The sequence below is a fragment of the Enterococcus sp. DIV0756 genome (assembly GCF_051710745.1).
Lineage (GTDB): Bacteria > Bacillota > Bacilli > Lactobacillales > Enterococcaceae > Enterococcus_A.
On sequence record NZ_JBIOLF010000002.1, the window covers coordinates 601,677 to 623,672 of the forward strand.

Sequence of the window (21,996 nt, forward strand, 5' to 3'; positions counted from 1 at the left end):
GAGAAAAACAAAAACTGTTATAACTCTAGTCTTACCTACTAAACGATGCTTTCTCCTAGTATTATTTAGATAAAAAAGACTGTAGATATCATCCATAAAATGGACTTTATCTACAGTCTGAAAATCAGTTTTTATACTGATCCTTTTTTAGTGTGCTCCTTTCTACTCATTCGAAACAAGCGCATGCAACGCCTCGTTTTTCTGAATTCGATCCAGCAACTCTGGATTGATTCGGTAGCCTTTTCCCCAAAGAGTTTGAATCGCTTTATGGGGTAGATTCGTTTGCTCAAACTTCGTCTTGATCCGTGTGATCGTACTGGATAAGGAGGCCAAGTGAGACTTATTGACTTCTTCGTTCCAAATTTTATGGCAGATCGTTTCACGAGTCACGACTTTGTTTCCGGCTTGGACCAAAATATACAGAATCTTGGTTTCGGTTTGAGACAAATGATGCAGGACTTCTAAAAATTGATAATTCTCCTCCGGTGAAGCCGTATTTTTCTGCAACACATTAGGTTTGATCAAGGATACCTTATCAGATAATTGCACGTATTTCTGGCTTTCGTAGGTAGGCTCTTTGGATTCTTGCTTCTTCAATGCATACAAGCACTCCCGCAATTCATCTACTGAATCTTCATTGGAGATGATGGCATGCAACACCTCCTCCTCCAAGTATTGGTGATCCATTTCTGTTACTTTCTCTTCCACCTTGCGAATAATCCGAATCGCTGGATTCTTAATCAGCTGAATGATTTCCATCACTTCAGATTCGCAAATCGTTTCACTCAAAATGAGGTATTGAAAATAGTTGAAAAACTCCAGCGACTCGACGTGGCGGATCGAATTTTCAAACACCCGTGCCGAACAATAGACTTCATAGTTCAATGCCTGCAACTTCTGTTGAATGTCCTGCTCGGCTAAAATATTCTTTGTCAGAATCAAGACCTGATTCATGATAATCTCCCCTTCTTGTATAAACCCTATTAATAATGATTCATCCGATTTGCTGAAGCACTATGTATATGGGAAAGTGAGGCACATAGACCCAACTTTCCTTGTTTTTATTGGTGATCCTTCCGTGATAACACGGATACTTTTGGATATTCGTAACGTCCTTTGATCTCTTCTAAATCAGGCACGTTGCTTTGGGCAAGTTGGTCCACCCGACTTTTCAATTCTTCGTAAATACTCAAAATCGTTTGACGGGATTCATCTACCTCACAAGAGATTTCCTTCGCCCGATCATGAATCGTTTGCAGCTCCGCTTCGGAATCCTTCACAATTCGTTGCGCATCTAATTTGGCTTTTTCTACCATGCGATTGGCTTGACGGCGAGCAGAGATCAAGACTTCGCCAATTTCATGTTGCGATTGCACCGCTTCTTGCTGGAGCTGTTTGTTTTCTTTTTGGAGTGTGGCAATTTGCTGCTGCAGGTGGGCGATTTGCTCACTTTCCAGCACGGTATGTTGCTGTCTCTGATCGTCTACCAATTGTTGGATGAGCTCTTCTTTTTCTAAAATCGCTTGATCCTTTTCATTGATCAATTGATCCAACTGAGTAACCAATTCTTCTTTTTCCGTCAGATCATTCATCAAATGATCGATTTGTCGTTCCAGCTTCTGCAGATCTTCTTGGTGATGGTAGGCATCGTCCTTTTGGTTGATCGTCAGCTCACGGATTTGCTGCTGAGCTTCTTGTAGCTCCGTTTCCAATTGTTTATACTCTTCGATGGTGCCTTTCAATACGTCTGCTTCTTCTTTGGCTTTTTCTAGTTGTTCCTTCAAATAGCCGGTTTCTTCATTGTTTTGCAGGCGTTGAATTTCTTGTTTGTTTCGCCGAACTTCCGATTCCAATTCTTGAATCTGACGACGATTCTCGGCTTTTTCTTCGCCGGTTCTTAGCAGCGCTTGTTTGTATTTTTCGTTCTCTTTGGACAACCGTGTTTTCTCAAGCACAGTTTCTGTCTGGATCTGATTGAGCTCTTCTTCTTTTTGCGCCAAAGCACGTTTTAATTCGGCTACTTCATTGGGTTGGGCGGCGGTCGTTTTTTCTACGGGCTTGATAGGTGCTGGTTGCTCGGTGAGCATTACTTCCTCTTCTGGCACCGAGTTGATCTCATCAATGATGTTCTTGTTAAAGAACCAACCGTTCTTCTTTTGTTGTGCAGTCATTTTTTCTCCTCTTTCCTTATTCGTCTTAAGGGATTCATTTTTCTACCGTAAAAATTAGTTTGATTCTCATGTCGTATATCATTCTGCTTCTTGCTAAGAACTGAAATCCTTACTCGTCTTCTTGAACCAAAGTAAACTCTTCGTCTGGTTTCTCCCGTGTAAAGGTACAGCTATAGGTCTTTTTCTTGTTCTTATCGTTCATCAAATTCATCTGGAAGGTGATTTGGGTTAACTTCGATACATCCTTCGCTTCTTTCGCAAAGGCTTTGATATTGTCCTTGATCTGTTGGCGATTCTCTTCACTGCCAGAATCCCCTGCCATAGCGATATTTAGCGTTTGGGTTGGGATGTCTAGAACAATAAGGGTTGTCGATAGACCAAAGTAAGGACTCACTTTCGTCGAGATATCGCTCTCGATCTCGTATTGCTTCTCCCGATTCTCATCAGAGAAGAGTTCTTCCCATGGATATTCCTTCAAACCAATCCCCTTGTTAGGATAGGCTTTGATGGGGAGTTTATTAATAATTTGTTTCTGTTCTTTTTTCAGCGTGTACAGCTCGTCTTTTAATTGATTGGTTCGCTCGGTAATGATGTGCAGCTGGTCCTCCATTTGAAACAATCCGTAGGTAGTTAACAATAAACCCATTGCCAAGAGAATCGTCAGATAAAGCAAGGAAGATACGTGTTTGCCCTGTTCCGCTTGCTTGACGTATTCTAATTTCCGCTGAAAGGACAGCGGTGTATTCGGTGGTACCTTCAGCCGCTGCAGCTGCACCTTAATGATCATTCGCCGAAACCAAACGATGAGTATCAAAATGACTAGCGCGACACTAATCCAATTTATGATCAAAATCTTTCGTTCCCCTTTTCTCTATCGTTTCTAATCAAAATAATCGGCTAATTTCTGATCCTGTTTCTTTTTCTTTATTTCTTTTAACAGCGAGCCGTTGGAAAGCGCCTCGACCTTGAACTCCAAGTCATCGTAGATCGAAAGAACATTCTTCCGTGACTCGGAAACCTCGATCAAAATCTTTCTCGCGCGGTTACTGATGTTTTCTAATTCCAATTCGGCGGAACTGATCAGGTGTTTCGCTTCGGTTTGTGCCTCTTCGATCGTGCGATTGGCTTGTTTCTTAGCTGAAATCAAGACCTCCCCGATTTCCTGTTGGGATTGAACGACTTCTTTTTTCAGCTGTTCGTTCTTTTCCATCAGTTCTTCCACTTGTTTCTTCGCTTGAATTAATTCAAGGCTTTCTTCGTTGGCTTTTTGCTCTCTTAATTTGCTTAATTCCACTTGCGCATCTGCCAAGCGGCTTGCCAGTCGTTCTTTTTCCGCTTCTAATTCCTCTAAATGACTGGTTTGTTCCTCCAGCTTCGCGATTTCTTCATGGGCATCAAACAAGGCACTGTTGAGGGCTTCTTTTTCCGCAATTAATTGTTCGAAATCCTCACTCATTTCTTCTTGTCCCTGTTCTTCTGACTGTTGTCCGTGTTCATCGATCGCCATGTTTGATTCCTCCAATGCCTTCGTAAGCTTTTGTGTTCCCTGTTCCTTTAACTGTTGGATCGTTTGTTTGTATCGCGCGTTGTCTTCTCTGAGCTGTGTAAGCTCCGCTTCGATTTCCTGTTCTTTTTCCTCAAGCAGTTCATCCAACACATCATTTTCAGCTTGAAGCTCCACCAGTTTCGCTTCATTTTTCTGATTGAGTTGATGGAGCTGTTGATAGTCCTGTTCTAATTCACGGTATTGCGTGGTTAGCTGATCAAATTGAGCCGTTTCTTCTTCACGCTCCGCTTTGATCTGAGTCAGCTTTTTTTCCTGTTCACTGTTTTCTGCTTGCGCTTCCTGATACTTCTTTTGATATTCCTTCAGCTGTCGTGTCAGTTCTTTTAGATCAACCGCGGCAGCTTCATTCTCTGCTTCTTTTGCAGTTTGTTCTTTTTCAATTTTCGCGGCTAGTTCTGCTAGCTCTTTCTGTTTTCCATCAAGTTGTTCCTGAAGCTCTTCGATTGTGGCTTCCGTTGCTTGCTTCTCTTCTTCAATCTCGGCAAGCTTCGTCTGCCATTCTTCGTCTCGTTCCGTTAACTCGTCTGCCATTCGTACCCGTTCAAAGTCCAACTTCTCCTTTAAGGCATCGTTTTCCTGTTCCAGCTCTTGGACCCGAACTTCGGCTTCTTGTTTTAAGGCAACCAGTTCTTCGTAGATTTGTTGGAGCTCGGATTGTTGTTTGGAATAGTCCTCTTCCGACTGTTTTTCTGACTCTGGGTTTTCCGAGGGTAGGTCTGAAAGAACCTCTTGTTCCTGAATCAGCTCTTCTAATTCTGAGGTGGAAGCCGCTTCATCGACTAACGGATAGGAATCCTGCAGCTGATGGGTATCGTTATACAATTCTTCCGCATTCAATTCTTCTTCCGTGATCTCATTGATAAATTCCTTCAACGCCTGCGTTGATAGCCATTTTCGTTTTTTCTTATTTTCTGCCATTAGCCCTTCCCACCATCATTCTTTAGATTCTGCTCAGAAACATTTTTCTTATGAAACACATCCTCGCTCTTTTCGCGAGAATAATTGACGCTATAGATGACTTGTTTTTCGTTATCAACGGAAGTAAGCATTCGAACATGGATAGCGGTTAGTTCGGAGATCTTTTCCGCCTCCTTCGCAAAGGTATCCAGGTTTTGTTTGATTACTTCTTTACTTGCATCATCGTCTGTCCAGCTTTTCAACTGAAGAGAGAGTGTACTGGATTCCTCTAATGAAACCCTCGTATTGGAAGAACCGAAGTATGGTGTGGTCTTTTGTGAAATGGCTACTTCTATCTGTTCTTGAAGTTGTGGATCTTTCTTTTCCCCAGCCAATTTTTTCCATTCATAGTCAGTGAGCCCGATTCCTTTCTCCGGATACTTCTTCAAAGGAATGCTTTTGATCAATTGTTCCTGTTGAATTTCCAAATTATTCACTCGCTCTTCTAGTTTGATAGTCCTTGATTTTAACTTCTGATGATCATCCACTAAGAATAGAAAGGAACCGATAAAGAGCATCAAACCAACACCCATCGTCAAGCTTGCAAGCAGTAGATAGCGAATATGTCTAGCCTGTTCCATTTTTCTGAGGTGATGAAGCTTTCGCCGAAACAGTGGCGAGTGATCGGGTTCTCGTTGAATCAGGGTCAATCGCCAGTCAAACACCAACCGTATTCCTAAAAAAATCATGGCTAAACCAACCAATCCTGTACTGAGTATTCCTAGTATCACTATCATGACGTCTCCTCCAGCAGGTTATTCTTCTTCATTCACTATCTACCTGCTTTCCGATCAGAGAGGGAAGATGAAATTGAACCTTCCCCTCCACTTCTTTTTTTTGTACAAAACCAAAGGTGCGACTATCTTTCGAGACATCAATATGATCCCCTGTGGTAAAGTACAGACCTTTCGGAATCTCCGTTAACGCTTGAAACTCCTCCGCTACTGCTGGGGATAATTGAAAGGTATACGTCGTTTCAAATTCCCCCTGCTCCCCGATATTCAAAACCATTCGATCGTTGCGGATAAACATCGTGTCTCCCGGCATGCCAATCACACGCTTCACAAATTTCCCTTTTTCTCCCTTAACAGAAAATGCGATAATGTCATAACGACGAATCGGATCACGCTTTTTGACGAGTACCATGTCTTTTTCCGTCAAGGTTGGACTCATTGAAGTACCGGAGATAGGATGGAAGCTGTATTCTCTGCGCACCAGCTGTCCTGAAATGAACATCGTCACTAAGACCAACAGGGTCAAGATTGTCAGTACAAGACTTTTCCCGATCGAACGTTGCGGGGCGCTTCCTTCTTTTTTCGTTTGCCGTGATCGAACAGTTGCCATAAATTCTGGTGCTCCTTCTATTAGTAAATAAGAATATGTGAAAATTTATTTAGCCTTGATATAGGAAACCTGATCGGAAGTGGCTAACGCGTTGTCGATCACACGATACGAAATCACCGTTCCGCCATAGACATTGCCTTCTGAAATCAAAATCCCATCTGGACGAACCACTTCGACAAAGGCTACATGACCGTATCTTGGATCAGAACCAGCCACACCCGGTTTAAAGGAGATCAACCAGCCAGCTTTTGGTTTTTGACTGACTTGATACCCCAATGCCTTGCCTTTGGTTGCCCATTCACCGCCGTTACCCATGTAATCATCCACCGATTTTCCTAATTGTTTTACGCGGTTAAAGGCGTACCAGGTACATTGACCGGCAGGATACGAACCTGAGCTATTGTAGTTCACGCCATTATAGTCAGGATATTTCATCCGACTGCGGTATTCTTCTGGAATCTCCTCTTTTCCTTTAATGAAGATACCTGAATCGCTGTCAGCGGTTTTCACTCGATCGTATTGTGTCAGATGATACAAGGCGATAATCGAATTCAATTTTTGACCATAGGTTGTATCCGTCGCATAAGTGCCGGTTAACGCATTCGTCGTGCGTAAATAATTCTTCGCTTCCGAACGCCAAGCTTGCTTGTAGTACCCGTCATTGCCTGAGATACCACCGCGAATTAGTTGAACGTAATCCCCTAATGACGCCGCATAGTTGGGATACTTACGGAAGGCGGAGTTGATGGAATACAACTCACCATTCCCACGGTCTTCTTGGGTTGCCATCGAAATGGATTGTCCGTTGTAGGTTCCCTTTATTCCAAATAAGTTGAAATTAGGCGAAAGTGACAAGGTACTCGTTCCTGATCCGCTCTCTATTAGTGCCTGAGCGATCATAACAGAAGCGAACACATCATATTCTTGTCCTAGTTTTTGTGCATCTTCTGCGATGATTTCGATAAAGTTCTTTGCACTCTCATTTTCGGTAAAATTCATAGAAGCTGGATAGTCATCTAATACTTGTTCGCCATACTCTGTTAATTCTGCTTTTGGTAGTTCTTGGACGAGTAAGTCTTCTTCTAAATCAAGGGTTTCGATAATCACTTGACGTTGCGTTTCTTTTTCATCTGCCTCCAACTCAGAGGCTTCTTCCTCATCTTCTTTCTCAATCTCTACGTCATCAACGGTTAAGTAATAGTCATCCCCAATATAGACACCAAGTAAGACATTTTTTTCTTCGTTCTTCTGATAAATCAGACTACCGATGGTGAGTTCCTCTGGCATTTTTTCTGGTTTTCCAGTAATTTCTAGATTAAATAATTTCTGATACAATTCTGTGGCGAATTGTTCCACATAGTAGTTTTCTTCTTGTTTTGTACCGAGTTGCTTAATGCCGTCGTAGATGACTGCCGCGTGGTCTTTGTTTTTAAAGCTGCTTAACAACGGTAGCTCAAAACCCTTCAAGTCCGACTGTGCAACTTCATCCGTCTTCAGCTCACTTGGCAAGTTCAAAGTGCTTGTTTCCGAGAAGGCCTCGGGTGCAGATGGTGCAACAAATGCGTTCGTTTGAACACTTGCTTTATTTGTCGTTCCAGGCGTTACCGGTGTATTTGATGATGCAGGTGTTGTCGGCGCTTTTGATGGTTGAGTCGTCGACGGTTTTGTTGGCTCGGCACTACTTGGCGTTGTTGTACTTGGTTTGGTATGACTGGATGTCGAACTGCTGGGCTTCGTTGTACTTGGTATAGACGAACTACTAGACGCCGAAGTCGAACTGTCAGTACTACTTGATGATTCCGAAGTACTGGTCGATGAATCGGTTGTACTACTCTCAGATGAACTTGTATCTGACGAAGCTGAAGACGGCACAGGCTCTGAACTAGATGAAGGTTCAGGTAACGCACTCGATTCTTCTATCGGTACTTCCGGCTGTTCCTCTACCAGTGCAGGATTTTCTGCTTCAGGAACAATCACTTCCTCTACTGGCATTTCACTGCTTTCCGGCACAATCACGGCACTTTCCACGGTGCCTGTTTCTACGATGAACGAGGAGTCCTTGGTCAATTCCCCCGCCTTTAACACACCGCTGCGAATTCCAGCGAGTCCTCCAATAAAGACGAGAACCCCACAAACACCTAATACTATTTTTTTCATGAACGTTTCCCCTTCTAAATCAGACTAAAGAATAAAATCGGTAATAAGAATAGTAAGAACAATGGCACAACGGTCTGCATCGGATCAGAAATGATCTTGGCTGCCAGCGTCATACTCACCCGTTCGGGTTCGGACACCGGGTCCTTTTTCACGATCGTGCCGTCGATTGTTTCGTCGTCGCGCTTCAGTTTCATTTTTTTAAATAGCTCGTTTTCTGCATCATGCAACGGCTCGACGCTTTTGAGATTTCCTTGAACAAGTCGCCGATAGATCGTACCGATATCGCCTTCACAGCGTAATAACGTCAGTTTCGCGATCCCATTTTTCGGTTCTTTTTCTACATAAGAAACCTCGGTCTCTTCGATGATCTTGTTCAAAGAAACCTCGTAGACATAGACGTTCTTGAAGTCCGTTGTGTAGATCAATTGTCCCTTTTTTAAGTCTTGAATTCGATGCAATAAGACATCTTTGTCAAAAATATTGTGGGCCAGCACCACATAATTTCCTCTGCCTAACTGTTGATCGGAGCGGTAGGTCGCCGCTCCTGTTAACAGGTTTTCATTGGCCATCCCGGCGAGGATCGGTAAGTCAATCGAGACATCGGGAATCACGATCTTTCCAATGCCCCAGTTATTAGTAGTGGTTTGAACCACGGATTTCGCTTTGGCGTAATCCGAGATTTTGACACTGGCAATTTGTTTCTCGCCGTAGTTTGCCTTTTGGACCTTGTCGATATTGTAGGAACTCAACTCCTCTGTCGCTCCGACATTGACTGCCGTCGATGCCGGTTCTTGTTCCATATGAAGATAGCCATAAATCGCGGTGATCAATACGGCTGTCATGGTAATGAACAGGATAATGAAGAGCGTCTTCGTTACTGTAAATAGACGTTTCAAGTTCTTACGAGCTTTCGCTGAAACAATCGGATCTTCCGATCGGAAACGTTTGATGAAGCGACGATACAAGCCCATCAATAAGGCGAAGATCGCGACATTCAAGCCAAGTGTTGCCAGAACAATGTTTTGATAACTCCAGGTGTTGCGTTTCTTGACTTTTCGCTTCACAGCCGCTTTGTAATCAATCCGGTGCCCGGTGACTAACAATCGAAAGGTATTAATCCCTGGAGGAGTACAAGTCAATAGTGTGACTTTGTCTTTTCCTTTATGTATCTTGACCTTATCGACATCGCTTGGCAGAATCTCTTCAAAGGAATCGATCTCATAGGCCAAACGTTTGCCTAAAATATTGATAAAAAACAAATCGCCTTCTTTTAGATTACGTATATCCGTAAACAAGACTTGGTTCTTGACCCCACTGTGTCCCGTGATGACCGAATGGGTATTCTTCCCACCGATCGGAATCGATGTGGGTTCAAAGTGACCGAGACCCTTTTCCAATGTTTTAAAGGACGTGCCGTGAAAAAAAGGCATTTGTTTGATATCAATCGACGGAATGTCCACGGTGCCCATGACATCCCCTTGTTTCATGATCTTGTTGTAAACCACCGGATCACCCTTCGGTAATCCTTCTTGTTTATTGTAGATATATTCGTTGTAAGCCTTCGCCAACGCCCATTGTTCGTCTTTTTCTTTCTGGGACATCTTTTTCATTGTGTCATCGTATTCAGAAACCGCCTGACTGCGTTCACGATTAGCTAAATAGTTCCCAACAATTGGATACAGAAGGGTTAACACACCGCCCACGATCATGATGATCGCGAAAATCTTTAAAAAAGAATGCTTTCTTTGGGGTTTCTTATTCTTTTTCAGCTTTTTCATGACGGGCCCTTCTTTCCAACAATTTGAAAGAAAGAATCCAAGGATACCAAAAATTACGCATCCTAGATTCTTTCTTCAGTAATGATGCATCAATTACCTCTTAAAAAACGTCTTTCTTTCGATGGATACTCAACATCCCAAAGCCGCCCATGGCGAAAATCATCGCTAGTATCCAGATCAGCACTTGAGCTGTTCCGATATTCCCACTGGTTTGCGGCAAGCGTTTGATTTCACCCTTTTCATCGACTTCGATTGGTGTCCCATCCGGTCCTTTGGTTACTGGCAACTTAGGGGTATCGCCGACTACACTGGACTTCGGATAAATGTAGACTTCATTCAAGGGTTCCCCTGTCTGTTGAGGAAACGGCAGCTCGACGATCACGGGTTCCATCACATCTTTTAGCTGCGCATGTTCCTTTTCCACAATCTGGTACATCCCTTGAACGAGGTTACCTGCATGGGCAAGCCCTTTCTCATCCGTAGTCACTGTCGTGGTAAAAGCCCCATCCCCTTGAACAGGTTCAAACCCGGAAGCACCTTGAATCGGGGTAACACGAGTAATCTCATAGGACATCCCCGGCAACGGGTCCAAATTCTTCCCATCCGCATCCTTCACTTGATCGACCTTCGTTCCATCCAACGGCAACGTACTCTCGATCTTGGCAAAATCCAGTATCTTATATTTCTGTATATAGATGTTATATCCCGTATTTTCTGTGGCTTCTGCTTCGGCATGAGCAGCGACCACCCCACCAAAGCTCAGGAAAGAAACGAACAAACAGAACAACAAACGACGTAGTTTTTTCATTTTAGTTTCCTCCCCTTACTTTGATCGGTCGAAAATGTAGGAAAACGCCAGTCATGCCGATGACTAAGAGACAAGCAGCAACGATTAAGATGATTCGCATGGCTTTGGTGCTTCCAGTGAATGGTAGTTTGGTGTGGCCTTTATCCGGAACATGGACAATCGCAATGTAATTGTATGTCGGCACGTGTACTTCGATTGGCTCTTTCAACAACTCGAATCCAGAAGGAGCTTTCGTTTCGACAATTGTGTAATCGCCTGGAGGTAAACTAACAAACTCCAACCAACCATTCTTATCTGTCACGTGAATCGGTCCGATTTTATTTTCATCTTTGACCGTATCTGGATCGTCTTTCTTTCCTTTGTACAGTTGGAACTCGGCACCCTCTAAAGCATTGGTGGTGCTCGCTTCGATTTCCTCGGGTTCTAATGTCCCATCTCCATTCACATCAATGACTGAGCCTTCTTCATATTTGAAGATACGGATTTTTGATAGAGGTGTCAGTCCTGCATTGACATCCTTTGTATGATGGATATACTCACCAGAAACGACTTTCCCTGGTAAATCCTCAACCACTGGTAAATCATAATCATCCGTCTTGAAGGTCGTTGGATCCGCTTTGGAATTCAATTTCGAATCAATACCTTCCAACTTTTTGGTAACGATCGCAATCTTTTGTGTGGTCACGATGTCATCAACCATGAATCGCGCAATATATTCACCTTCTGGCAGATTGTTGAAGGTGTAGTTCCCATCGGTGCCCGTTTTGATCAACGAGTCACCAGAACCGTCAATAAATGCTTCACCAGTCAAGCTTTTTTCTACTAATTCGTTCGTATAACTGCCATTCTTATAGCTTGTTCGATACAGCTTCACTGGAATATTTCCGACTGGCGCTTCTGCTGGATCAATTAGCCCATTATAATCGTCGTCATACCAGACATAACCAGTTAGATCACGCCCATAAACTTTGGTCTCTACTACCTGTGAAGTGACAGGGTTATCGATCACAGAGTTCATTCGTGCATTGTTTCGATATACATCTCCCGCCAGTTGTTTCCCATTTGGTCGAAGAGAAAGCTTTAATATAATTTTTCCGCCTGTCGGAATATTTTTCGCCTCTACCAAAAGGCCTTTAGTGCTTGCAGAAACAGGTACACTTGAAGTTGCCTCTGTCCATCCCGTGATCTTATTAGGATCCGTTTTTTCATCATAGGTTCCAGCACTTGGTGTAGTTGTCGTAAAGTAAAGCTTCGATGACGCAGGAGCGGGCAGTGTTTTTCCTTTTGAATCAACCAATGTTACTTTCACAGATTGCACACTATAGCTCCCGTTAAAGCTCGTCTTTCGACTGTCTCCATTATAAGGAAGGACATCCAACAGCTTTAGTGTTGGGAGATCTTGGATCGAATTATTCTCCCCTGTAACTGTATAATTAAAGTCCGTACTACTAGTAGAATCAGAATCTGCAGGATCATTTGTACCTACCTCAATCACTTCTTTATCAATTTCTTTAGTGAGTATCAGTTGTTGATCTAACTTTTCTCTAAAGCTATCAGAAGAAGAACGACTCTTTTCGGAAGAATTGTCTTTATTGTCTGGACTTCCAGTTATCCACATCTCTCCGACGGTATTCACCGTAAGATTTGATGTTAAACCAGTATCATCAAAGTTTAACTTGGAGATGTCAGATGTTGCTTTGAAGTTCACTTCTGTTCCTTGATCAAAGTCCGATTTTGGAAAAACCCAGCGCAAGGTAGACGTTCCATCTGGATTCTCAGTAATAGTAGGATTAGGCAATGAGTTTCCTTGTGCATCTACTGAAGAATCATTCTTGTACGATATTCCTTTTGGTAACGTCGTATTAAAAGCCGTATCATAGCTTGATGAATCTGCCCCTTCAAGATATCCCTTAACTTTAATATCAATATCTTGATCCGTTATATACTGCGCATTAATGACATTAGTATCCGTTTTAATGTAGAAAGGTCTAATAAAAGCTGACGTGCCAATCCAATTCCATAGTTGCATCGGACGTTGTGCAATAGGTGCAGTACCGTCAGAATTATAGTTCGTAATCAGGTATTTCCCATTATTGTACTGAGCAACATTACTTGGGGTATCAATTCCAGGTTCAATTTTTTTACCAGTTTCAGGATTATACATCTTTTTTACTGTTAATCCTGCTAGGGTATTTCCTGCTGGGGAAACTACCCCTCCGGTTTTTTGAATTACTTTTACTGGTACCGCTTGTGACGTGACATTACCACTATTAGTTCCTATATGTGAAAACTCATAGTGAATTCTTACTGCTGATATCCCATCACTATCTCCATACTTACCGCCTATTCCTGCATGGGTAGAGTTAGCCATTGCATAGGTTCTCGCTTGATTTGGCGTATCAAACCATGCAAATTGATCGTTGTAGGTTTCATCGTAACTTTTCACTTGGGCTACGACAGCCGTCGTAGCGGGCTTACCATATTGTGCTGGTATCGATTGTTTAGTGGTCCCTGTTTTCCATGGGGTATCTGCTGTCTTTGCGACACCATACTTAAAAGTAATATTTTCACCAATTACAGCATTTCTATTCCCAACATAAAAATAGCGTGACTCATCATATTGAAAAGCCGATGGATCCCACATCAAAATTTGGTCTATCGTAGTAAAATCGTGAAAAGAAGGCCGAGGTTCTTGAATATATGAAGAAAAATATACGTTTTTATCTTCAACATTTAGTATCTCATTCCCTGTATTCTCCCCAGCGTAATCAGTATCAGGAGAGGCAGAATAGTAGCCTGTCCCCGAAGTTACAACTGTTTGATTTCCAAGTTTAAATGTGTTTGTATTTGGGTCCGCAGGAGGATTACGTCCATAAAAGGATACTCCACCAGACCCTCCTCCGGTAGGACGTTTTGGTGATGAATAAGATACCTTGTACGCAGCATTTCCCTTTGTATTGTCAACCGTTATTCCATCGAAAGTGACAGATTCAACTGAAAGGTCAATACCATAAACTCCATCAAATGAAGATCCTAAAAAGTTCTCTGTTGTCGTCCTATTCCAATACATTAATAATTCTAAGCTTGAAAAAGCTGTCGCCCAATCCTTTTTAACCGCGTTTCCAACCATATCATAGATATAGTTGCTTTGTACGGGGATATAGTCACTATTCGTCACAGATCCAGCCTTTGAAGCAGTAAAATCTCCAGAATAATAGACACCTTTTTCGTTAAGATCAGTTGTTGGTGCAGTCATGAATATCTTCTCTGTATTAGCATTGGGTACATGTAAAGTTGACAAACTAGAAAGATTCAACCCCTCATTAAGGTTGTCAGTAAATGACGCTGTTCGATTTAAAGTTGCTGGAGCATAGGCACCTATCCCTGGTTTTGTCATTGATACACCAGGAGTTAAATTGCCACTCGTTGTGCTTCCACTGTATGATCCTGCAGAACTAAAGGAATAACTGATTGTGCCTTTAGGATAACAAACACCAACATAGGGATTAGAAAACTCAGCATGCTCGTCCAAAGGTTTTAAAGTTGTAACAACACCGATGTTGTAGGTATCTGATAATATTGTTGATGGATTTTTATCAAAAACTTTTGATGAATTTTGAATTTTCCCTTGTTGTAGTTGCACCATAATATTCGGTTTAGAAGAGACACTTGTTGCTGCAGGTCCTAGACTTGAAAAATCTGTTTCATCATAAGTCTCATCAATCATTATTGTTTCTATTGTTCCATCATCTTTTTTACGCTCTGCACTGAGGATTGTTACTTCTATTTGGGGCTCCAATTGTTGCCCATGAGGTGCCCCAAAAACATTGACAACAACAGGAATAAAGACTTGTCCCGTATTAGAAATAGAAGACTCTACAATCCCTTCCGAATAACCATGCCCAATGTCGTCATTTGTCATAGGAGTCCCATCCGGATGATAGGATTTCCCATTTGCAATTTCTGCATTTACCTGCGGAGTTGTCCCATCCGCCATCAGTGTAATCGCATCAGGTAATTTCGCTGTTACTCGATATTTAATATTCGTGTACGTTCTGTCCACATTCATATTTTGAACAGAAAAATCAAGCAGATAAGAAATTTGATCAAATGAACGAACGATATTATTCGACCCATCTTTATCGTGACCTGGATTATTGTCACTATCGAATGTAGCCGCACCATCAATTACTTTGACATTTGCTTTAGGAATTTGGACATCCCCTGTTTTCGTTGACCTTTTTGTCTCCTTAGAACTTCCTGACAGATTTTCTGATAACGCGACTACAGGTGTAATTAAGCTCTCATTTGGCTCGTAATTCTCTTTGTTCAACTGAGAAATTTTTTTATCCGTTTTTTCTGTCGGAACTACCATAATAGTCTTGCCATCTACTTCTTTGGTTTCAACATCTACCACAGGTTTCTTTTCATTAGTTTGTTCCTGCTTTGCCGTATCATTTGCTTGTAAAGGGCCACTACTAGATATCTTAAAAAAGATACCTAGTAGGAATATGACTGGAAGCAAGATCATGATTAGCCTCTTTAAAATTCTCTTTCTCTGCTTCATATTCTCGTCCTCTCTACAATAGTCCTGTTTTTAAGCTTGACGGCGTTTTTTATCAATTGCGATTGATGCAGTACCAATAGTGATTGCGCCGATGGCGATGATGACTAGTAACATGGTGCCAGTGCCACCGGTGAATGGTAGTTTGGTTTGTGATTTGTTTTCCACGTGAACTTTTGTATCATTTGGATCAAGTGTGACCGTTACTTTTGTCGGTGTCTTCAACAATTCAAAACCATCTGGTGATTCTGTTTCCACTAACCAGTAATCTTTTGAAATAAATGGATCGCCGTTACCTGGATCTGTTTTTGGCCAAGTCGCTTCTGAAGGAATATCTGCATCCTGTTTCGAATTATTCCCAGACTCTGTATACCAATCCAATTGCAAACCATCAAATTGCGCATGCCCATTCACATCGGTTGTATCTGTTAAGAAATACGCTGGTGAAGGTGGTGTTTGTGCAGGCTTTCCTGTTGGGTCTTTCGGATCCGCTTTTAAGCGGTATGAATTTCCATCCGTTGCCAAGAAGATTCCATCTTTGGCATTTTGTTCACTCGTTGCAATATAGAATACTGCCCCTGCTAACTTCTTGTCTTTATCTTCTTCTGTCTTGTCAATCGTGAAGCCACCATCGTAGTATTCTGGATTGTCTTCCGGGGTATCCGTAAATGGTTTTTGACCAGGAATTAAATAGCCATAGTCAAATTCATTCTCGATCGTACCGTTAAAATCGACATCTGTGTGAACATGGTAGATTGCTCGAATATCCGTATAGTTGCCTTCGATCTTTTTCATTCCCGCTTGCGTTAATTCAATCTTAACGTCTGTCGGTGTGTCATCCTTGACCTTCGTAATTGGCGCAGTGGTTTTTGCTGTACCATCAACGGTCACGGTATAATCAGTGCCTAAAACTAGTTTCGACCATGTTGCAGGTGTTCCTTTGTCTAGAACTTCTAGTTCAACATTGTCCAAATGCAATTCTTCGTTCAGTTCATCGTGAATGTAGAAATGATCCGCAAACAAATCATAAGGACTTGATGGTGATGCAGTAATCACTAAATCCGGTAGCGGATCGCCATTTGCGTCCACTCGATCCGTAATGGTCATATCTTTTGTAATTTCACTGTATAAACCAGTTGGAAGTTTGACTGTTGCTTCCCATTGGAAAGGCAGACCTGCTTTGATAGAGTAGCCTTTTTGCCCTTCTACCGTTTTGTCCCCTTTACTATCGGTCACGATATTTTTCGGGTACACATGAACGTCGTAAATCAATTCATTCTCAGAATCACGTTTGGTTTGTGGTAAGTAAGCAAAGAACGGTTGCATTGGTGTAGAGATTTTTTTGGTTTCTCCATTTTCATCCGTGTATGTGTATTCATTACTTGCATTTGGCACTTCACGAATCAAATAAATTCCATCGGCCGCTTTTCCATTGCCGACATTAAATGTCGTTGTACCAAAGCCAGCACCTGTCGTATGGTCGCCCGTCTTTTGTTTAATTGCTGTAAAGGTAGGGTCGATTGTATAATCTGTCCCTTCGACTTGCTTAGTTGGATCTTCTAACTTTTTATACACTCCAGGTGATGTTTCTACAGGAATGACACGGACAATTTCAAATTCCACGTCTCCCATCAATTTCTTCCCTGTTGTATCCGGTGTTTTCGATGGATCGATCTTTTCACCATCGCCGCGTTCACCTAATTCAGCCGAACTATTGATTTCATATTTCCAAAGGGTAATCGTACGATCAGAAGTATCATCTGAAACCGCATTTGTACTCACATAAGGTACATCCGGTGTTGCATAGGCGATGGACCCTAATCCAGCACCTGCCGATCCCAACATTGTCAGCACGCCTAACGTCATTGCCGCTTTACTTATCCATTTTCTCTTATTCTTCATAATAAACTCCTTTACTATTCTTTGTTTTTATTACCAAATTAAGTAAAATGGATATATGAGAAGTGGTTACCGCCAAATTTCTCATATATTCATTTTTCCAATACCTAGGAGAATTCGCCTTCTTCTTGGGTATTGGGAAATCATAAAAATTAGTATGTCTGTCCTTCGATAAACATACCTCCTTTCAAAACATGAATAAGTTCATCATTTTTTCTCTTACTATCACACGTTTTCAGTACAATTTAAGTATCATTTCTTCTTAGTCTTATAAAAAACTAGAAAAGTGCTGTAAACCTTTATGTAAAGAGGTTTTCAGCACTCTTTGACGAGAACTGACGGCGCAACTGATTCTTTTCTAGTGGTACGCTTGTTTTCTTAAAAAATAATCATAGTTATCTAGCAATAGTTACTAGAAAATAAATTACACTTTTTAGAAAGCGCTTTCTTGGTTTGTGTAAAAGGAACTCCTCCCAAAAAGTGATTTCTAATTTTTTGAAAACAGTTTCACTCTTATTCAGCTGATCATTCGGTCTAATTCCTTGATGACTCGGTAGCGTTGGTCCAACATCGCGTCAACATAAGTATCGAGAGTCATTTGGGTCGATGCATGACCTAATAACGCGCTAACTGAAGAAATGTCTTTTCTTGCTTCAAGGCAACGCGTTGCGAAAGTATGACGCAATTGATGGAAATGAACTTGTATTAGCCCCGCTTTCAAGCGAATTCGGTGAAAATGATAGGTCAACAGTCGCGGTTCACAAGGTTGTCCGTTGGTAGAAAAGACAAAGCTGCCTTTTGATTGTTTACGATGCTGAAGCAGCAGCCGTTTTAATGTTTTACCGATAGGGACCACCCGTACGGACGCTTCCGTCTTTGAATCCGCCAGAATCAACTGTGTTTTTTTCGTGGAATGAAGCGAGGGAATTCGTTGATACGTGTGTTGCACATACATCAAATTTGTCTCAAAATCAATATCTGCCCATTTTAGTGCAGCGATTTCTCCTATCCGCAGACCTGAATACAAGGCCAACAAAACAGGGATTCCTCGTCCTTTCTTTTCATTAGAAGCAATTTCCATGACTTTTTTTTGTTCGGTCAACGTCAAGGCTCGAACTTTCTTTTGCTTTGCTTTTGGCATTTTTAGTTCTAAAAACGGATTAGCATGGAGTTTGCCATTTTTCTTTGCTCGATTCAAACATTTATTTACGATGCGAAAGATGACCAGAACAGTCGATCTGGCAAGTTTCTTTTGAAGCTGATTTAATAATATTTTTCCCGTTTCAAAGGTGAGCTCGTTTAATGGAACTTCCTTGATAAATGGGAAGACATATTTTGTTAGCTTATAATAGTAGCTTGAAAGGGTCGAAGGCTTAACATCTTCTTGCACTTCCTTTAGCCACACGGAAGCCCATTCTCCAAAGGTTCCTGCAGAGACTCCTTGAATTCGTTGAAGCGATTGGTAACGAATCCGCAGAGGGTACAGTTTTTCTTTGACTTCAGTGTAACTTCTTCCATATACATACCCATATTTAATTCGTCCATTTAATTTTCGGCCTTTGGGATATCGTCCTTCCCAACGCCCATCTTTTCTTAGATAGATATTTTCACCTCTACGCATGTGTTGATTCCTCCTATTTTTGACGGCTTAACAGACGGTGTATATTTACGTGTTTTTTTCTAAATTATTAGTAAAAACGCCTTAAAATATATTCATATCTTAGTTTCCTATTATGCAACTGCTTAAAAATAATTATTTTAATGAAGTGTATTGCCTATTAATAATTAATAATATATAATTGCATTATGAATTGTTTTTGATATATCCCACAAATAAGTTAATATATTTCATTTAGTTCTTGCTATTTCTAGTTTTTTATAAGACTAAGTAATGTTTATGCACATTTATTTTTGCTTACCCAACGAGTATTTATTTTTATTTGCTAAAAAAATAAAGGCATCTATCCTATAAAAAAGGGAAAGATGCCTTTATATTATATGTCTAAATAAAATAAATACAGTTTTTTATAACGTTTTAATTATATTTTTTATTTATTTTTTAAAAAATTAAATTATTCGATTACTTTAACCAGTGTATGCCATCATTCTCGTTGAATGCTGACTTGATTCCTTCTTAACTTAGCAGCGCTTATTCAGCGGCGAAGTGGATTGCAAGAGGATAATCGTTTAAATCCACCAAATAGCCGTCCCTTACGAGTATAACAACAAGAACTTCCACCATTTTTAAAGAACCCATTCGACCATTACTCGTTACAACTCAATTCCCTTTTATCTTATCTTCTGGGTCTCAAGAAGCTTCGTTCCTCTAAATTTTCTACATGTATTCGCTATCTCCAATCCGATGAGCTACTCTCTATCCATTTAAAAAAACACACTTAAAATAATCATTCCCTATTATTATTATGCAGATTATTGAAGATGTATTTTTTGATTCATTTGCTTTAAAATAATAGTTGCCAATATTTGTGATCTGTTTCATTTGCTACTGTTCGGAGAGTGCTAGCGCTCTTTCGTTTTATACCACTGATAGCTTAATTATCACATTTTACAGGCAATTCACTAAATAAAGGATTGAGAATATGTTAAAAAAAATGAGTGGAATAGTCCTCCTCGCAATTATCTGTATGCTATTTTTAGCAGGATGCAATAACAAAAAAGAAACAACTAAAGAAACGAAATCCTCTGAATCAAGTGTCACCAAATTAACCAGCACAAGCAGCTCTAAAAATAACAGCAGTTCCAAAACTGTTGAAACGACCACTAGCTCAACAAGCTCCGTTAGCAGTGACTCGATTGAAGCCGCAGGAAGCACTAACCATATGGAAACATCTGTCAGCAGTTCCGAATCATCGGAAAGTCCGGCCGTTAATCAAGCAGCACCCTATGCAGTAGATGTTACTCAATTAAGCTATCCTGTGACCTTCAATCTTGGTGGTGGGAATGTTCCTCGCACGATCATTCTGGAAAACAATGGTGAAATGACTCTGGATTTTCCTGCAAGCAACCCCACTTATAATAATCAGTTCACTGCTCAAGCCGATACGATTCCTACCAAAGAAATTCGTATTTCTTCTCATGATGGCAGCGGCATTCGAACAGTTAAAGTGAATACCCAAATCACACTGACAAAACATCTTGTCGGCAACGGCATGCACGGTCAAAGCAATGTGATGTATTTGATCAATAATAGAAATGGCGGATTATCCCTTATTACCCCTAACTATGCAGGGAATGTAGGACCTGATCAGATGGATGTCATGCTGGAGGCAGTGCAGTAAATTTTAAAGCGAACAAAGAGCTGTGACAAGATACGTCACAGCTCTTTATTCTGAATTAACGGTGTAGCAGAAGTAGCTTCTTTAAGCAGCTCTTTCACAACCTCTAAATTTACCTGTTAAACGATATTCTCTCCTAAAATTATTTTAGGCATCGTGGTTAAGCAGCGGTTCCAACGTTTATAAAACTTTTCTAGAGCCGCTTTGGAGATTCGCGCATGGGTCGCTTCATCCTCTAACACCCAATATAAGACATAAGTTACCTTGCCGACATTCCTTGTAAGACGAATCGGAGGTTCTCCCGCTTTTACCGCATTGAAATCCTTTTGCCGATGCGTTCGTTTGATATAGTGGACAGCAATGACTCCTTCTTGCTTTAAATAAAATTCCGCGACCTCTTCCATCAACGCTTCAATTTCCTCCTGTTTAGTGACCTTGGCTTCATAGATACAGATTTCATTGAACATACACACGCCTCCTCGAATTCCCATTTTCTAAAGTATACCAGAAACAAACAAGTTGACGTTTTCACCCCCAAACGACTATCCTTTGCAAAAAGAAAAGAGGATAAAAATGGCCTATGTGATCTTTGGATTGGAACTTATCGCCATCATTCTCTGGCTGTTGTTTGGACAACATTCGTTGTTCGCAGCAATCATTGGGATTGTCGTGATTGTTCTTATTTCTCAGCTGCTGCATCAGGTGTTTCACGCAAGGTAAACCGAAACAGTGGATAAGTCTCCGCTGTTTTTTTGTGCTTCTGAAATCACTCTTCTGGCTTAAAATCCTTGATAAAAGCATTTTTGACTTATATTTAACAAAGAAAACTCCAGTTGATGGTTCTCAAAAAATCAAACGAACAAAATGTTTCGAAGCGGTTGTTTCTCTTGCTTGTTTCACAGATAATGAAACTAGGTGTTTGTTGAAGAAATGTCCGTCTCTTTTTTCCGCTGTAATGGTTAAAAAATAGCAGCTGAAAAATTCGTCCATTGGAGGAGTTATGAACAGAAATAAAATGAAAAAGGAGTGTGCCTATGTTTCATGTTGTCTTGATTCTGCTTCCCCTCATTCTATGTGCCATTATTCTGCCGATTCTTTTGTTCGGATTGTCGTCGATCCTAATCAGTATTTTTGGGGGAACTGCCTCGGCGATCCTGATCAAAAATAAAAAGGCACGATCGTTGCTCTTTATCGGCTTTACGATCCTGTCTCTTCTCGGTTGTTTATGTCTATTTCCTTTTGTAGCAATCTATACGCCCCTGCCATTTAACTATTATCCATTCGTTTGCAACGTGCTGATTGCGCTGATGGGCCTCTTTTCTATTCTGGGTATTGTCAATACCCTTTCGATCCAGAATCGAATCACGAAACGAGTAATCATTGTCCTGTTTAGTTGCGTTGCTGTCATTGTTGGGGTCGTCTTTTTACTCCAGATTCTCTAAAAAAGGATTTGAG

Annotated in this window: 16 protein-coding genes; 3 read left to right on the forward strand and 13 right to left on the reverse strand. The window is 41.1% G+C overall.

The window, feature by feature from the left end:
* Positions 1 to 162: 162 nt before the first annotated feature.
* The 12 genes from IGI44_RS19375 to IGI44_RS19430 form a co-directional block, all read right to left on the reverse strand.
* Positions 163 to 954, reverse strand: coding sequence for a helix-turn-helix domain-containing protein (locus IGI44_RS19375; protein ID WP_438789574.1), 792 nt, complete (start codon positions 952 to 954; stop codon positions 163 to 165).
* Positions 955 to 1,061: 107 nt separating this feature from the next.
* Entirely contained in the window at positions 1,062 to 2,171 is a 1,110-nt protein-coding gene (locus IGI44_RS19380; protein ID WP_438789575.1) for a hypothetical protein, read from the reverse strand.
* Between the two features lie 109 nt (positions 2,172 to 2,280).
* Positions 2,281 to 3,021: a hypothetical protein gene (locus IGI44_RS19385; protein WP_438789576.1), complete on the reverse strand. Its 741-nt coding sequence runs from the start codon at positions 3,019 to 3,021 to the stop codon at positions 2,281 to 2,283.
* Positions 3,022 to 3,051: 30 nt separating this feature from the next.
* Positions 3,052 to 4,656: a hypothetical protein gene (locus tag IGI44_RS19390; protein WP_438789577.1), complete on the reverse strand. Its 1,605-nt coding sequence runs from the start codon at positions 4,654 to 4,656 to the stop codon at positions 3,052 to 3,054.
* A complete protein-coding gene (locus IGI44_RS19395) occupies positions 4,656 to 5,432 on the reverse strand; it encodes a hypothetical protein (RefSeq protein ID WP_438789578.1) in 777 nt (258 codons plus the stop codon). The genes IGI44_RS19390 and IGI44_RS19395 overlap by 1 nt, the downstream gene beginning before the upstream one ends.
* 28 nt (positions 5,433 to 5,460) lie before the next feature.
* The gene (lepB, locus tag IGI44_RS19400; protein WP_438789579.1) at positions 5,461 to 6,039 is read right to left on the reverse strand and encodes a signal peptidase I; all 579 of its coding nucleotides are present in this window, start codon (positions 6,037 to 6,039) and stop codon (positions 5,461 to 5,463) included.
* 45 nt (positions 6,040 to 6,084) lie between these two features.
* Positions 6,085 to 8,196 (reverse strand): glucosaminidase domain-containing protein, encoded by a 2,112-nt coding sequence (locus IGI44_RS19405; protein WP_438789580.1) that lies wholly within the window; start codon positions 8,194 to 8,196, stop codon positions 6,085 to 6,087.
* Between the two features lie 14 nt (positions 8,197 to 8,210).
* A complete protein-coding gene (locus IGI44_RS19410; protein ID WP_438789581.1) occupies positions 8,211 to 9,974 on the reverse strand; it encodes a class C sortase in 1,764 nt (587 codons plus the stop codon).
* Between the two features lie 100 nt (positions 9,975 to 10,074).
* The gene (locus tag IGI44_RS19415) at positions 10,075 to 10,782 is read right to left on the reverse strand and encodes a pilin N-terminal domain-containing protein (RefSeq protein WP_438789582.1); all 708 of its coding nucleotides are present in this window, start codon (positions 10,780 to 10,782) and stop codon (positions 10,075 to 10,077) included.
* Between the two features lies 1 nt (position 10,783).
* Complete coding sequence (locus tag IGI44_RS19420) at positions 10,784 to 15,313, reverse strand: SpaA isopeptide-forming pilin-related protein (RefSeq protein ID WP_438789583.1); 4,530 nt, start codon at positions 15,311 to 15,313, stop codon at positions 10,784 to 10,786.
* Between the two features lie 66 nt (positions 15,314 to 15,379).
* Positions 15,380 to 17,248, reverse strand: a complete 1,869-nt coding sequence (locus IGI44_RS19425; RefSeq protein WP_438789584.1) for a SpaH/EbpB family LPXTG-anchored major pilin — start codon at positions 17,246 to 17,248, stop codon at positions 15,380 to 15,382.
* Positions 17,249 to 17,762: 514 nt separating this feature from the next.
* A complete protein-coding gene (locus IGI44_RS19430; protein WP_438789585.1) occupies positions 17,763 to 18,866 on the reverse strand; it encodes a tyrosine-type recombinase/integrase in 1,104 nt (367 codons plus the stop codon).
* Positions 18,867 to 19,845: 979 nt separating this feature from the next.
* Between IGI44_RS19430 and IGI44_RS19435 the strand changes: the two genes are divergently transcribed.
* Positions 19,846 to 20,544: a hypothetical protein gene (locus IGI44_RS19435; protein ID WP_438789586.1), complete on the forward strand. Its 699-nt coding sequence runs from the start codon at positions 19,846 to 19,848 to the stop codon at positions 20,542 to 20,544.
* 116 nt (positions 20,545 to 20,660) lie between these two features.
* Here IGI44_RS19435 and IGI44_RS19440 read toward each other — a convergent pair whose 3' ends face one another.
* Positions 20,661 to 21,008, reverse strand: a complete 348-nt coding sequence (locus IGI44_RS19440) for a hypothetical protein (protein ID WP_438789587.1) — start codon at positions 21,006 to 21,008, stop codon at positions 20,661 to 20,663.
* Positions 21,009 to 21,114: 106 nt separating this feature from the next.
* On the opposite strand from IGI44_RS19440, the gene IGI44_RS19445 reads away from it, so the two are divergent.
* Together IGI44_RS19445 and IGI44_RS19450 are read left to right on the forward strand one after the other, a co-directional pair.
* Positions 21,115 to 21,261, forward strand: a complete 147-nt coding sequence (locus tag IGI44_RS19445; protein WP_438789588.1) for a hypothetical protein — start codon at positions 21,115 to 21,117, stop codon at positions 21,259 to 21,261.
* A gap of 314 nt (positions 21,262 to 21,575) precedes the next feature.
* Complete coding sequence (locus tag IGI44_RS19450; RefSeq protein ID WP_438789589.1) at positions 21,576 to 21,983, forward strand: hypothetical protein; 408 nt, start codon at positions 21,576 to 21,578, stop codon at positions 21,981 to 21,983.
* Positions 21,984 to 21,996: the final 13 nt, after the last annotated feature.